The sequence below is a fragment of the Burkholderia sp. KL41 genome (assembly GCF_057005415.2).
This window is the reverse complement of sequence record NZ_CM174447.1, coordinates 2593757-2608499: the sequence shown is the minus strand read 5'-3', so window position 1 is coordinate 2608499 and position 14743 is coordinate 2593757. Positions and strand designations below refer to the sequence as shown.

The window sequence follows — 14743 nt, the reverse complement described above, 5'->3', positions numbered from 1 at the left end:
CAGTAGGTAGGCCATGATACGAGTCGGGTGTTATCGCGATGGCACGCGATTGGTCTGAGCAAGGTCTCTGCAGTGAGTAAGGCTCGCCTGGAGAGAGTCTGGTCGAACGTCGTGGGTGGGACTTCACTGGAGGCCCACTAACGCGCTCGTCTGTACAAGCGGGGGCTTGATGGGTAGCTCCAGCTGACGAAACGAATTGAGACAATACGGGGCTAAAAATGGGCTGGGGTTTCAGGAAGAGCATAAAGATTGCGCCTGGCGTTCGTCTGAACGTGAGCAAGAGCGGTGTCAGTACGTCGATTGGTGGCAAAGGATTTACCTACAATTCGCGCGGCCGTGTGACCGCTAGTATTCCTGGCACGGGTATTCGCTTTACCCAGAACACCTACGCAACACGTACATCGAATCCGGTACGCTCCGTGGTTGCCGGAAGTGGTCGCATCGATTCCGCGAGCACGGAACGTCTCTCGAAGCGGGAGCAGGCAGCTCGAGACTTCGTGGCCCAGGTGCAGGAGCGCACGGCGAATGCGCTGTTGCTGTACTTCATGTCGCACGGTGTCTACGTTCGACGAGAGGATTTGACGGATGCCGTAACGCTTGAGGAGCATCAAGGATTCGTCGAGACGCTCGCCCTTGAGTTTGAAGCTACGACCAAGGCAATTAAGTTGGCTGTCGACATCGGCTCGATATCGCTCGCCGAGAAAGAGAAGGCGATGCTTGCGGTCTATGAAGTCGAGCGCAAGTGTTCAGAAAACCTCGGCGATAGAGGGCAACTGGCGAACGAAGCCGCCACCCTTGCAAGCGTGGTGCGCTCGTGGCCGGTGGCCCCCACGTTAATGGCCCCGTTGGTTGTGGGGCTCATAGCAGCGTTTCTCCTGTTCATGGGTGGCATTGTCGCCGGCCTAATTCTGCTCCTGGTCGCGCTTGCATTTGGAGGCTTCAGCTTCGTATCGTTCAGCAAGAAAAAAACTGCTGCTGCAAACACGATTGCGGATGCCAACGAGCGGTTCGACGCGTTGTTGGCTGTCGAGGTGTCCGGGCGCCCGGCACTTGGTGAGGTCCGGGACAACACGCATGTCAAGGCAATCGGCTTCGGCGTTCTGCTTGTAGCCGTTTCTGCAGTTGCGTGGTCGTATCGAACACCGAATGCTTATCAGCCTGCGACAGCGACGCAAGGTGCCGAGAAAGCTGTCGCATCGACGTCGAGCGTGGCCGCCGACACGGCACAGGGGGACGGAAAGCAACTCGACTTCGGTTGGATGGTCGGAAAGCTACCGGTCGACGTGGTTACCGATAAGCGGTTTCGCGCGACCTTCAACCACGCTTCCAAGGCAGACTGGAAGCGATTCGTTGACCGGCTCGCGGTCGCGAATTCCAGGGGCATCGAGTTGCGAGACGGCTTTCTAGTAGGGCAAGGATGTAAGGCAGGTGCTTGTGGTTCGGATGCCGCCGCGTTTGCAATTGATGCGTCTACGGGTAAGGGCGATTTTGCGTTTCGGGAAACTGTCGACCCCGCATCCGGTAAGGCCATCATCAAAAGGGTGACATGGAAGGACCTGCCGCTGGATTCAACTCCGCTCGCCGAATGGGTGCACTCGACGGAGACCGAAGCGGCTTCAGACACAGCTGCACTCGCTCCGGCGCAATCGACCCTGCGGACAAGCTTCGATTGCAGCAAGGCGCATTCGGATGCTGAACACCTCATTTGCACTGATGCCCAGCTGGCTGCGGCTGACGTCGAGCTGGCTGCCATATATACCAAAGCAAAGGCGGCTGTCACGGACCAGGTAGCTTTCAAGGCGCGAACGCTGGAGCAGTGGAACTACCGCGAGAAAGCCTGTCACGACCGCGAATGTCTGGCAAGGTGGTATGCGGACCAAAGAACCGTGCTTCAGCATATCGCTGAGACAGGCAATGCGGCAGCCGAATAGTTTCCGTTCTGGGACGCAGCAGTGGGGAGCACCGCCTATGTGGCCTAAAGAGTAGGCAGGCCGTAATCACGGTGCGGGTGGCCATCGTTATCAAGAATCAGACAGAGGGTCAGCGTGGCGATTGTGCGTATCCAAAAATTGCAAGGTTATCGGATATTTCGGGACTTCACTTGGGATGGTTTGCCAGACTTCGGGCGATACAACCTGATATACGGTTGGAATGGTGCTGGAAAGACGTCCCTATCGTCGGTGTTCAGGTTCTTGCAAAGACAACAGCCCCTTGAGACAGGGGCTGTTGAGTTGGTAATTGACGGCAATGTGGTCACAGGGACGGACTTTGCTAGCGGGAAAGCGCCCTCCGTTCGCGTGTTCAATCGCGACTTCGTTGACCGCAACGTTTTTGAGACGCCAGGCGTAACGCTGCCTCCAGTGTTCTATCTTGGTGAGGATAGTGCTGAGAAACAGAGGGCGATAGTCGCTTTACAAGAGGAGAAGGACGCGCTCGCCGAGGAGCTGGCGAAACTCACTGCGTACAAGGACTCGGAGACGTCCTCGCAGAATACGTTCTGTACCAGTCAGGCACGGAGCATTCGAAATCTCCTGTTGGGTGATGTGCGCTATAACAATTATGAGGCGCCGCGGTTCAAGGAGCTGATGCGCACCTTATCTTCCACCAAGGTGCCGCAAGCCACCTTGACTGACGACATGCGAGCCGAGGCGGAGAACGCAATCGTCGGAAAAGCTCTAGCCAAACTGAAAGTGCCTGAGTTTGGTCAGATAGACCTGGCCGACTTGGCTGGCAGAGTGGCGACTGAGCTTACGACGACCGTCGTGGCAAGCACAATTCAGGCGCTTGTCGACAAGCCTGAAGTTGCCGCGTGGGTTGAACGCGGTTTGCACCTTCATTCGGATGGACAGACACATTGCCACTTTTGTGAGCAGGAGCTCCGTCCCGGACGTCTCGCAACGTTGTCGGCACACTTCAACGACCATTTCAACGCTCAGCAAAACCGGCTGAAGTCGCTATCGTCCGAAGTTGAATCGCTGCGAAAAACTGCTCGGCAACGCCAAATTCCTGAGCACTCTGCACTATATCCGCACCTTGTCGAACAATTCGACCTCGCAGTGAAAAAGTTGGAGCAGCATTCTCTGAATGTTGAGATGTATCTCGATGGCCTTGCGCGCGCAATTGAGGAAAAGAAAGGACAGCCATTTTCTGAGCTGAAGCTGTCGGACTATCTGCTGGCAAGTGGTGGCGAAGGGGCAACTGGTTTCTGGGCATTCGTAGCGTTACTAGTTGATGGTATCAACACGGTTGGTGTCAGCTCAGGGGTGTTGGCGATGCAGACCATTTCCGAACTCGTCGAAACTCACAATGAGTATTCGGAAAATTTCGAGAGGACAGCAGCAGAGGCGCGTACGAAGCTCGAACTCGATGAGGGATTGAAAGCGTTCCCCCAATGGTCGGTCCACCAGACTCGCGTCGTTGAGCTGACTGGCAACATCAAGTTGTTGCAAGATAAGCTTACTCCCTTGGGAGGGCAGATTGCGGAACTTCAGCGGGAGATTCGCCAGCATCATCAGCCGGCAGAAGAGCTGACAAGAGAACTAGCGGCTTACCTCGGCCGTGATGAACTGAGTTTTGAGCCGCGAGATAATGGCTACACCATCATGCGGGGTAAGACAGCCGCGATGCATTTGAGTGAAGGCGAGCGCATGGCCATCGCGTTTATGTACTTCCTCAAGACGCTTGAAGATTCCGATTTCAAACTCAAAGATGGCATCGTTGTGATTGACGACCCGGTGTCGAGCCTTGATGCGAATTCGCTATTCAGTGCGTTCGGTTATATGAAAGAGCGAACCAAGGACGCGAAGCAGCTCTTCGTATTGACGCACAACTTCGGGTTCTTCAGGCAAGTGAAGAATTGGTTCAACTTTGCCGGGAAGTTGAAGAAGGGCGTATACAAACCGGAGACTTCGACAATCTGTCACTTTTATATGCTCTCAGTGAAAACGGAGGACGGACGGCGCAATGCGTATCTGCGGACGTTGGACCCATTGCTTCACGAGTACGAGTCTGAGTATCACTACCTGTTCAAGCTAGTAAAGGATGGTGCCGCGATGGCTCAACCGAATAGCTTGGCAGACGTGTATGGCCTGCCGAACGTCGCGCGGCGCCTACTTGAGTCGTTTTTGTCGTTCAGGGTTCCCGGCCATGCGGGGGACCTCAAGCGACAATTGGAAGAGCTCGAAGGCGAGCCCGAGATGATTTCGCGAATTATCCGGTTCTTGCACACTCACTCGCACATGGAACAGATTTCCGAACCCGAACATGACCTATCAGTTCTTTCCGAAGCCCCAGCAGTTCTCGCAGACTTGCTCGTGCTTATCAAACGCAATGACGAGAAGCACTACGAGGCGATGATGGCGTTGGCATAGTTGCAAGCACTGTGCGCTTTGCTTGGTGTCGTTGACAGCTCTCTACAATTGTCAAGAAGGTATGACCAGATGAAGGTGCGGCTTCCTGAGGTATATGCGGTTCATGAGAAAATTGAAAAAAACTGGATTCGTCAGCTAGCGTGCGCCGAGCAGGAAGTCGATGCGGAGGTAGTTCGGTTCGTCACAGACGGAGCCGAGGGATTCGAAGTTGCCTCCATCTCCTTGCCAATACCTGTTCGAATCCTCCAAAGCACACCTCGTCAGTTGCCAGCTTGTGATGAAGCTGCGGTGCTCAGATACCCGACTGCTACAGTCGTGGATGGGGTTCTGGACGCGTCAACAGGAACCTGGTTACAGCATCCCTCGCTGGCTGTCGCTAACCGAGCATCGACCGATTCGAACGCGAAAGCCGCCATTGCTTCGTGGCGCGGCGCATTCGCATATATCCAAGAGGACCAGTCGACCGGTGTCATTGGCTTGCGTCCTCCCCAGGCTGGTGCTTTGCATGCGGTACACGCACACTGGTCGGTGAGTGATGAAGTCGCATCTGTGGTCCTGCCGACTGGCACCGGGAAAACAGAGACCATGCTCGGCGTCTTGACCTCAGCCGGTTGCGAGCGGGTCATTGTCGTAGTCCCAACAGACGCATTGCGCGTACAAATTGCGAACAAGTTCCTGACGCTAGGTCTGCTAAAAGCGCCAGGCAGCACCATCCTTTCCAAGGGCACCCACTATCCGGTCGTCGGCGTACTCGAGCATAACATTGGTGCTCTTGACGTCCTAACTACATTCTTCGAGAGATGCAATGTGGTTGTCACTACCAGCCACATTGCAGGACAATTCTCACCTGAATTCCAGGCGCGCATCGCCGAGTTGTGCACTCATCTTTTTATTGATGAGGCACACCATTCGGAAGCTCCGACGTGGAAAAAATTCAAGGCTCAATTCAGCAAACGCCGAGTGCTTCAATTTACTGCTACCCCGTTCCGGGATGACGACCGGTTTATCGACGGGAAGATAATTTATCGCTATCCACTCCGCCAAGCCCAGCGAGACGGATACTTCCGACCTATCACTTTCCGGTCTGTTTTCGAGTTTAACGAAAGCAAGGCCGACAGAGCTATTGCCAAAGCGACTATTCGCGAACTCGACAACGATACAACTGGCCTTCATGTTGCGATGGCTCGCGCGTTGGATATTCCTCGTGCGAAACAGGTATTCGAAATCTATGAGGAAATTGGTCGCTACAACCCGATTCTGCTTCATAGCAAGCTCAAAACCGCGGAGCGGCGAGACGCTCTGGAAAAATTGATGTCTGGGCAATCGAGACTTGTGGTCTGCGTTGACATGCTCGGTGAAGGTTTTGATATGCCGGAACTGAAGATTGCAGCATTTCATGACACTCGGAAAAGTTTGCCCGTCACGCTTCAGCTTGCTGGGCGGTTCACCCGTGCTCGCCCGGACTTGGGAAACGCAACCTTCATCGCAAACGTAGCGAATCCTGGCGTTCGCGAGGAGCTCGAAAAGCTCTACAGTCAGGACCCTGACTGGAACGAACTGCTTCCAGAGTTGACCGACACGGCGATAGACAATCAAGTCGAGTCTAGAAGCTTTCTCGAGGGCTTCGAACCCTTTTCCGGTGAAATCCCAATTCAGGAAATCAAACCGGCTACAAGCATGGTCATATATCGCACCCGCTGTAGCGTCTGGAAGCCAAAGGATTTTCGCAAGGGACTGCAGGGCCTAACGCCGTCAGACAAGGTCCGCCATACAATCAACCAAAACGAAAACATGCTCGTGGTTGTTGTTGGGAGCAGTAAGCCTGTCTCCTGGACCGAGATTGAAGCGGTCCGAGATTGGGAGTGGGAATTGCTCGTCGCAATCTGGGACAAGGAGAGGGAGTTACTATATATCCACGGGTCCTCCAAGAGCGGGGAATATAGAACGATGGCCAAGGTTTTATGTGGCGAGGACGTGCAGCTTATCCAGGACCCGGACCTATATCGCTGTTTCCACGGCGTCAAACGTTTACTGCTCACGAACCTTGGCATGAATGAGCAGTTCGGTCGCCAGATTCGATATATTGCCCGTATGGGTGCCGACGTCGCCGCTCGACTGTCGGAGTCATCCAGAAAGACTGCGCGTCGTGCCGTTATATCGGGAGTAGGGTTCGAGAAGGGAGCAACGGCAACCATTGGAGCAACGAAGCGTGGTCGTGTCTGGTCATTTCAACGATTGCGTCTCGAGTCCTTCGCTCGATGGTGCAAGCACATTGGTGCGAAGGTCATTGACGAAACCATAGACCCTGAAGACGTGCTCAAAGGAACGCTTATCCCGAGGCTTGTGAAGGAGCGTCCAGACGTAATGCCAATCACCGTCGAGTGGCCGGATTGCATTTACCAGGAACAGGAGAGCGTGTATTCGATACAGCTAGGAGCTGCTGCGGCAACTGAATTCTGGAGGCTCGGTATCGAACTGGTGAATCCCGCGGAGACGGGGGAAATCGTGTTTAGGGTATTCAGCGATTCGTCAGAGGCGGTGCTGCGGCTTGAAGTGACACCAGTCGATGACGAGACCGTCTCGACCTATCGCTTTGTATCAGTAGGTCCCGCTGGGACGTTGACAAAACGCCAGAACTCATGGGCGCTTTCCGATTTCTTCGACGAGAACCCACCCCTTATCACCTTTGCAGATGGTTCATACCTAGAGGGCAACCTGCTCGTAGCGTTGCCAGACATCTATGCACCGTATGACCGCGAGCAGATTGCCGTATGGGACTGGTCTGGCGTTGACATAAAGAAGGAAGCACAGGGTGCGACGCGAGAGCCGGATTCCATCCAGTTCAAGGTCATCGAAGACCTCAAGAAGGTTGGAGAATACGACATCATCTACGACGATGACGGCTCTGGAGAGGCGGCTGACGTCGTTACCATCAAACTTACTGAAGACGACACGCGCACAACAATCGAAGTCGACTTCTATCATTGCAAGTATTCGCAGGATAGCTCAGCCGGGGGGCGGGTCGGCGACTTGTACGAGGTTTGTGGACAGGCGCAGAAAAGCATAAGCTGGCTCCAGAACCAGCTTCGTCACACCGAGCTTTTTGTCCACCTGCTCCGACGCGACCCCAAGGTTCGTAAAGGCAAAGAACTGTCGAGGTATCAGACTGGCGACCGAGATACTCTCGCAGTTATCAGGAATCGCAGTCGAACGGCGGTTTTGAAGTTGCGCGTGTTCATCGTCCAGCCAGGATTGTCGCGTTCCAAGGCCACTCCCGAACAACTTTCTCTTCTGAGCGTCACCGAGAACTTCTTGCTCGAGACTTACGGTGTTCCGTTCGGTGTCGTTGGAAGCGCCTAGACGGCTATTGTTTGGTGGGCCGTCGGCCGGAGGCGGCCCGGACTATCGCTGCACTTTACGAGATTTGCCCGCGTTTGCTTACCGACGCCTGCGAGGAAAACGAAGTCGAACTAAAGAAAGTGACATTTTTGCCGATAGTCAACGAATGATGACCTACTAATTGAGCGATTTTGATGGCTGAGGCAAATTGGTTTAAGAAATTTATTTTTCGTGCATTTCGTGTGAGCCCTGTCTCTTTCGCCGCGGGTGCCCTGCTGGCTGCGGGACTGGTCATAGAGCTACCGACCTGGAGTGGCTTTATGTCTGGAGGGCCTTACGTCGTGGCACGGAAGTCCGAGCTTGACACGGCAAGACAGTGGCAGACATTGGCCGCAGCTCGGCAGACCCAACTCGAAAAATCGGAAGCGGAGAACGTCCGCCTCACGGCTGCCGTCAACAATAGAGCTGCTCAGATGGCTTGGTGTAAGACGCACGACGAGCTCATTGCTTCTCTATGGGGTGATTGGAAAAGTTTGCATAATGAAAGGCGGGAGCAGATGTCACGGAGTAGTCCAATCGAACAATCCTCGCACTTGCTGGAAGACATCGAGCGTGACCCACTCGTCAACAGCGTGGAGCGGGCACAGGATGCTGTTATGTCCAGGATTGCTGACCTCATGGCGGCGGAGAGGCTAGCTTGCAACTTCGGTGGAAACTCATAGGCTGGACATCAATGATTGCGGTGCGGTATTGAGACGCAAACCTGTAATCAAAGGAAAAATTCGATACAACTTTCTTATTTCCAGCGACGAGACCACGGACATTACTGATGAGTGAATTGGCAAGAAACGACCAAGGAGACGAGTGGACGGCGCATGAACTGCGTGATGACTATCTCCGTACTGGGCGCCCGAAATTTGCTTGGTGGGTGTGTGCATTTTGCGACATTGAGGTGACGCCGGCAGCCGTCTACGGGACTTCCTTCAAGAAGCGGCCATACTTTTCACTATTTGATAAAAATTCTAGCAGCCATGCCGCCGACTGCCCCTATAGCACGGCCGGGTTCGCGCAATATGGAATTACGGTTGCGCAGCCTCAGGCCCATCAGTTCAAGGTGGACCTTCCGGAAAAGCTCGTCTCGCCTAGACAGCCAAGGCAGGTTGCAGCGCCGGGACGGAACAAGCCCGCCGGCCTTGCCACCCCGGTTGTCATCCGGCAAAGGGTCAACGGCCTCGCGGCGACCTCAACGATTCCCAATCAATACACCACGAGCCTGCTGAAGACGCTCGTCGCCGCGCGCAAGCGCGCTATCAAAGAAATATACAAGCTTCCCAAAATTGCCAAGCTGGCGGCTGCAAAGCAGACGCCCGCAGTTTTCGCTGAGCTGAAAAAAATCCCACTTGAGGTCTACGGGAGCCCGTCGAACTATGACAGTGCGTTTCATAAAACGAGCCATGTGCCGTGGGCCGGAAGCTTTATCTACTACGGAACCGCTAACGTCGCAGTCTCTCCTAATGGCTTCGTTCTGACGTCTCTCAACCTGGTTCCCAATGCAGTTCCTGCCGGACCACCGGTGCCCGTGCACATCCTGGTGATATGCGATAGAGCAAATCCGGTCAATCGTATGGAACAAAGCACGATAGATGAGCTGAATGCAGCCAGCGGCACTATCGCCGGTACGAAACCGTATTCGATATCGTGGTGCTCCTACGGAGAATTAGCGTTGAATGCCGCAGGAGCCGCCTATGAGCTAACCGTCACGCAGCCCAACCACTTCGCGGTCTACTAGGAAATCACCTCGTAGCCAAGCTCCCTCGCTCGCTGCTTGTATGGCTCGACCAAGGCAGAGGGGATGTACGCAGCTAGCACGTCTTCTTTCGTTTCGGGAAAATCGACTAGATAGCTCGCGTACGTCTCTTTCTCGGCGTCACCGATATAAACCGGCGCGTTGACGTGCCGCTTTGACGCTAGTACGGCGAGGAGTTGCTCTTCGAACAGCATCAACTCAGCGTTCACTGATTGACTCGAGGAGTAAGGCTCATATTCGAGCAGAACCCAGCGGTCTTCGATGTATCGAAAGCGCCACCGTGCCATGTCGACCTTATCAACATACCCGCCATCCTCCGAAATCCATACCGTAAGCGACAAGGTCGCACAGTCGTCATCGCGATGAGGAGTGATTGGCTCCATCGCGGCAAGAGCCTCCGTGAGTGAGTGTGGAAACCCTTCTACTTCCATGCGCCCAATATGGGACGATGTTGCGATTAAATCCATCCTTCAGCTCCTCGGCTCCCCTGAGCGTTTGTCTCGACGTATAGTGCTAAACGCAATGATGGTGCGCAACGAGATGTGGAGACGGGAACGTTTCTAATCCGGAGTGCTGATAGGTGGCTGTGTCGGTTAAGATGTATGTGACGTCCGTGCTGAAAACGCAATTCGGCCAACGCTACCTGTCTCTGGCCAGGAAATCGAACCCGTCCCAAGCGTGGGCACAATCCATCGGCTGCGGGTCTTGTTCGACGAGTGCTCGGGATGCGCAGCTGTGTCGTTTCGAGTGATAGGGGCGAACTGGCCGGCCAGGTCTTCGGAGATGAGCCAGCGTTCGTAGCGCGCCTCGGCTGTTTGCCCCGCAACATAGCGCCCGTCGGACCGCACGACGCAAATTTTCGGCTGCGCACCCGGCACGACAGTAGGCACCGAGTCGCGTGGAAATCCTTCCGGCACATCATTGAGTTCCATTTTGCCGGCTTGCTATAAATGACGAGCGGTCTTCTACGCGATACCTGCCGCGCCACTTTGTTGGCGTTCAGGGGCGGCCCAAACTCCAGGTAATGCTGCAGCGGACACCTCAAGGTCGATATAGAGCGGGTAGTGCCGGAGCAGGCATGCCGCGACTGATTGAACGTGGCTACGGCTGGCTAAGTCGTCGGCAGACGTGAGCATCTGCAAGAACTTGCGCGTTTCGATGACGGATTTCGTGCGCTCATATGCGGTTGTCATCTTTTGCCTCAACCAGTAGCTGCTTGGTGACGTCGGCGTACGATGCCACGCCGTTCACCTTGCACCAGCACTTCCAGACATATTCCGCATTGCTCGACCAACCGGGTTGTCCAATGAGCTGATAGACGCGCCCGGACTGCGTCTGGCCTCGCAAGGTGAGGCGGTCGAACGTGACGACCTCGGAACTGACGCGGCCCGTCAAGTCTCGCTCGTCGGCGCCGACGAAGTGCCGAGTCGCTTCGGCTGTCTCGAGAATTCTCCACCGAGATAACACGACCTCGGGCTCGGCGGTCACAGAAGTGAGTGTCCAGATTGGCATGGCAATCTCCGTGTTCCCGGCGGGCTGTCAGCGTGGATTGGGGCTTCCCCTCCGGCACCGCTTCCTCAAGCGGTTCTTCCATGCTAATCGCAACTTTGTTGCGTCAAAACGGAAAACGTAGACTGTTTTATCGGTGATTTTCGGGGACGTCTTATGCTTTACTTCCTACCGAAGGGCCAGCTTATGGTTTACCGCGGTGAGGGGGGCGGAAGATAGAGTTGCTATCCGTGGACAGCTTATGCTTTTTTCCGCGGGCAGGTTACGACTAACGGCACAATGCCGAGAACCCGCGATGGCTTCATGCGTCGCGGGTTTTTCTTTGTATGGACGCGTGCCGCGATCGGGAAAGTACCAAGAGGGTGCCGCGCCGCTGTCAATCGAAGTATGCTGTAGCGCGGCCGTTCCACACGCGACACCGGGTACGGCCGAACGAAAACCAGGCAGCCCCGCGATCCATCCGGCGGCGAGAACAAACAGACTTCGGCCGGGAGCGGGACGGCAATCATGACCATGCTGCGTTCGTGGGGTGCGATTCTTTCGTTGCTGGCGCTCGTCGCATGCGCGAGCCTGCCGCCGCAGGCCGATCGCGCACCGACGCACGCGTACACCGATACGGACAACACACGGCTGGGCGTAGCGTTCCGGCAGCAAGCCAGCGCCCATCCCGGGCAGGACGCGTTTCACCTGCTGACCGATCCGGTCGACGCGCTGGATGCGCGCGTGTTGCTTGCCGATCGCGCGGACCGGTCGCTCGACCTTCAGTACTACATCTGGCACGACGACCTGACCGGACACGAACTGGCCGACGCGATCATTCGCGCGGCGGATCGCGGCGTCCGCGTCCGTGCGCTGCTCGACGATCTCGGCACGAACGCGGACGACCGCAAGCTGCTCGAGATCAGTTCGCACCCGAACATCGAGATCCGGCTGTTCAATCCGGTCGCCACGCGGCGGTTCAAGAAGATCGGCACGGTGTTCGAGTTCTCGCGCGTCAACCGGCGCATGCACAACAAGGCGATGATCGCGGACAACCAGGCGGCGATCGTCGGCGGCCGCAATATCGGCGACGAGTATTTCGGCGCATCGTCGATGCTGGAGTTCGGCGATCTCGATGTCGTCGTCCACGGCCCGGTCGTGAAGGACATCTCGACCGAATTCGACACGTTCTGGAATTCCCCGTACGCGTATCCGATCAGCGCGCTGGTCGGGCACGAGGCGGCACCCGGCGGGCTGGACCGCGAGCGCGAACGGTTGCGCGACTACCTGAGGGCCATGGAGGACAATCCGTACGTGCTCGAGGCCAGGCAGCGACTCGACCGGATCGTTCACGGGCAGGGCACGGAACTGTCGTGGGGGCGCGCAACGGTGCTGTACGACGATCCGTCGAAGATCGCGCGCGCGCCGAAGGACAGCGACGGGCATTTGATGCCGCAACTGCGGGCGCTCGCGTTGCAGCCCGAACATGACCTGCTGATCGTGTCGCCGTATTTCGTGCCGGGCAAGGATGTCGTCGAGCGGCTGCGCGCGCTCACGGCGCGCGGCGTGCGCGTCACGGTGCTGACCAACTCGCTCGCGTCGACCGACGTGGCGGCCGTGCATGCGGGCTACCGGCATTACCGGAGCGATCTCGTGGCTGCCGGCGTGCGGCTTTACGAACGGCGGCCGTCGGGCGACAAGAGCATCTCGAAGCAGGTCCTCGTCGGGTCGTCGCGTGCGTCGCTGCATGCGAAGACCTACGTGTTCGACCACAAGAGCATTTTCATCGGATCGATGAATCTCGATCCGCGTTCGCTGAACCTCAATACGGAGATCGGCGTTTACTGCGAGAGCCCGGCGATTGCGTCGCAGGTGGCGAACGATCTGGAAGCGCGGCTCGATCGAATCGCGTGGCGCGTCGAGCCGAGGACCGATGCGGCGGGCAAGGGGCAGCTCAAGTGGATTCAGACCGATTCGGACGGGAAGGTCACCGAGCTCGATCACGAACCGGAAGTGTCGGCCGGGCGGCGGATGGAAGTCTGGTTTCTCGGGCTGTTTCCGCTGGAGTCGCAACTGTGAGCGAGGATGCCGCGCGTGACGTTCAGTCACGCGTGCGGCCCTGCGCGTCGATGACGGCCGCGAGCTGCATCGTCGCGGTTTCGATCGTCGCATCGCTCAGCCCGGAGTATCCCAGCACGAAGCCGTTGTACGGCCGGCCGTCGCCGACCCGGTAGCTGCTCAGCGGCTGAAGCAGCAGGCCACGCGCGGCTGCGGCGCGGGCGACGTCGGTATCGCGCAGCGGGAGCGCGAGATCCGCCGACAGATGCATGCCGCCCGGGCTTTCCCGAACGCTCAGCGCGGTGCCGAGGTGACGGGCGAGTGCCGTTTCCAGGTTGTTCCGCCGCTCGGCATACAGCGTCCTCATCCTGCGCAGGTGCCGCGCAAAGAGGCCGGTGTCGATGAACTCGGCCATCGCGAGTTGATCGGCCGAGTGGCCGCGATGAACGAGTTCGCGCAGCGTCCGGGTGAAGCGTTCGACCAGAACCGGCGGAACCACCATGAAGCCGAGCCGAAGGGCAGGAAACATCGTCTTGCTGAAGGTGCCGAGATAGCAGACCGGTGCGTCGGCATGCAGGCCCTGGATCGCGGGCAGCGGCTCGCCGTCGTGGCGGAACTCACTGTCGTAGTCGTCCTCGATGATCCACGCGCCGCACGCACGTGCGTGCTCGACGAGCGCCGCTCGTCGCCGGGGGCTCATCAGCGCGCCGAGCGGGTATTGATGCGACGGCGTCGTATAGATCAGCCGGGGCGGCCGGGTGCGCCACTGTTCGTCGGTGGGCGCCATTCCTTCGCGGTCGACCTCGATCGGCACGATATCGAGGCCGGTCGAGCGGAATGCGGTACGGGCGCCGTTGTAGCAGGGGTTCTCGAGCCAGCCGGGTTCGCCGGGATTCGCCAGCATGCGCGCGCACAGCTCGAGGCTGCCTTGCGTGCCGTCGGTGATGAATACCTGGCCTGTTTCGCAGCGCACGCCTCGTGAGACGCGAATATAGGCCGCCACGGCACGCCGCAGTTCGGGCAGCCCTTCGACCGGACCGTATGCGAGCTGCGCGGGCTTGATGACTTTCCATGCACGCTCGATGCAACGGCGCCATTGGGCAACGGGGAATTCATCGAGCGACGGAAGACCGGGGACGAACGGCAGCATGCGTTCGGGTTCGGGATCGGCGTTTTCCAGCCCGTGCACGCGCTCGGACAGGCGAACCGTGGCCGGCCCGCTCTCGAGCCCGGTGCTCGGACGGCCGCATCCGTCCCAGCGCGTGATCGTACCGTTGCGCGTGGCCGCCACGAAGCCTTCCTCGGCTAGGCGCTCGTACGCATAGACCGCCGAATTGCGCGCGATGCCCAATTCCGCCGCGAGCACGCGGGTCGACACGAGCCGTGTGCCGGACGGGATGTGCCCGTCCAGCAGCATGTTGCGCAGGCTCCGGTAGAGGGCTTCCTGCTGGCTGTGGCGTGTCGTGCCCTCCTGTCTGGAAAGCGACGAGAGGAGCAGCGCGAGATCCATGGGCTGGTTCCAGAATTTTTCGGTGAGCTGGTTCTTTTGAAGATTCGGCGCGCATCGTATCGTTCACGTTCTCGCGGTGCCGGCCGGTGCGCGGGGCCTTCCGGCGATCGTCCCCGATTGCGGCATGCGCGTATTTTGATCGATTTGAAGCGCGGCTGTCGATGGGGTGAT

The 14743-nt window shown here is 57.5% G+C and carries 9 protein-coding genes; 5 read left to right on the top strand and 4 right to left on the bottom strand.

The features are described from left to right. Positions 1-218: 218 nt before the first annotated feature. The 4 genes from PQB87_RS29035 to PQB87_RS29020 all read left to right on the top strand — a co-directional run bounded on the left by PQB87_RS29035 (position 219) and on the right by PQB87_RS29020 (position 9498). On the top strand, positions 219-1931 hold the full coding sequence (locus PQB87_RS29035) for an Ivy family c-type lysozyme inhibitor (protein ID WP_059905057.1): 1713 nt from the start codon (positions 219-221) through the stop codon (positions 1929-1931). 114 nt (positions 1932-2045) lie between these two features. Next, positions 2046-4370 (top strand): ATP-binding protein, encoded by a 2325-nt coding sequence (locus tag PQB87_RS29030; protein ID WP_489243079.1) that lies wholly within the window; start codon positions 2046-2048, stop codon positions 4368-4370. Positions 4371-4439: 69 nt separating this feature from the next. Beyond that, a complete protein-coding gene (locus PQB87_RS29025; RefSeq protein WP_489243078.1) occupies positions 4440-7730 on the top strand; it encodes a DEAD/DEAH box helicase in 3291 nt (1096 codons plus the stop codon). 808 nt (positions 7731-8538) lie between these two features. Next, a complete protein-coding gene (locus tag PQB87_RS29020; protein ID WP_489243077.1) occupies positions 8539-9498 on the top strand; it encodes a hypothetical protein in 960 nt (319 codons plus the stop codon). On the opposite strand, the gene PQB87_RS29015 is transcribed toward PQB87_RS29020, so the two are convergent. From PQB87_RS29015 to PQB87_RS29005, 3 genes are all read right to left on the bottom strand, one after another. After that, the gene (locus tag PQB87_RS29015) at positions 9495-9983 is read right to left on the bottom strand and encodes a hypothetical protein (RefSeq protein ID WP_489243076.1); all 489 of its coding nucleotides are present in this window, start codon (positions 9981-9983) and stop codon (positions 9495-9497) included. The two genes, PQB87_RS29020 and PQB87_RS29015, sit on opposite strands and share 4 nt — an antisense overlap. A 498-nt stretch (positions 9984-10481) precedes the next feature. After that, positions 10482-10652 carry a hypothetical protein gene (locus PQB87_RS29010; RefSeq protein ID WP_489244303.1) on the bottom strand — a complete coding sequence of 57 codons (171 nt, stop codon included), beginning with the start codon at positions 10650-10652 and terminating at the stop codon, positions 10482-10484. 40 nt (positions 10653-10692) lie between these two features. Beyond that, complete coding sequence (locus tag PQB87_RS29005) at positions 10693-11028, bottom strand: hypothetical protein (protein ID WP_208218294.1); 336 nt, start codon at positions 11026-11028, stop codon at positions 10693-10695. 504 nt (positions 11029-11532) lie between these two features. Here PQB87_RS29005 and PQB87_RS29000 point away from each other — a divergent pair. After that, the gene (locus PQB87_RS29000) at positions 11533-13083 is read left to right on the top strand and encodes a phospholipase D family protein (protein ID WP_175829215.1); all 1551 of its coding nucleotides are present in this window, start codon (positions 11533-11535) and stop codon (positions 13081-13083) included. A gap of 22 nt (positions 13084-13105) precedes the next feature. Here PQB87_RS29000 and pdxR read toward each other — a convergent pair whose 3' ends face one another. Next, positions 13106-14572 (bottom strand): MocR-like pyridoxine biosynthesis transcription factor PdxR, encoded by a 1467-nt coding sequence (gene pdxR / locus PQB87_RS28995; protein ID WP_301860618.1) that lies wholly within the window; start codon positions 14570-14572, stop codon positions 13106-13108. Positions 14573-14743 lie beyond the last annotated feature (171 nt).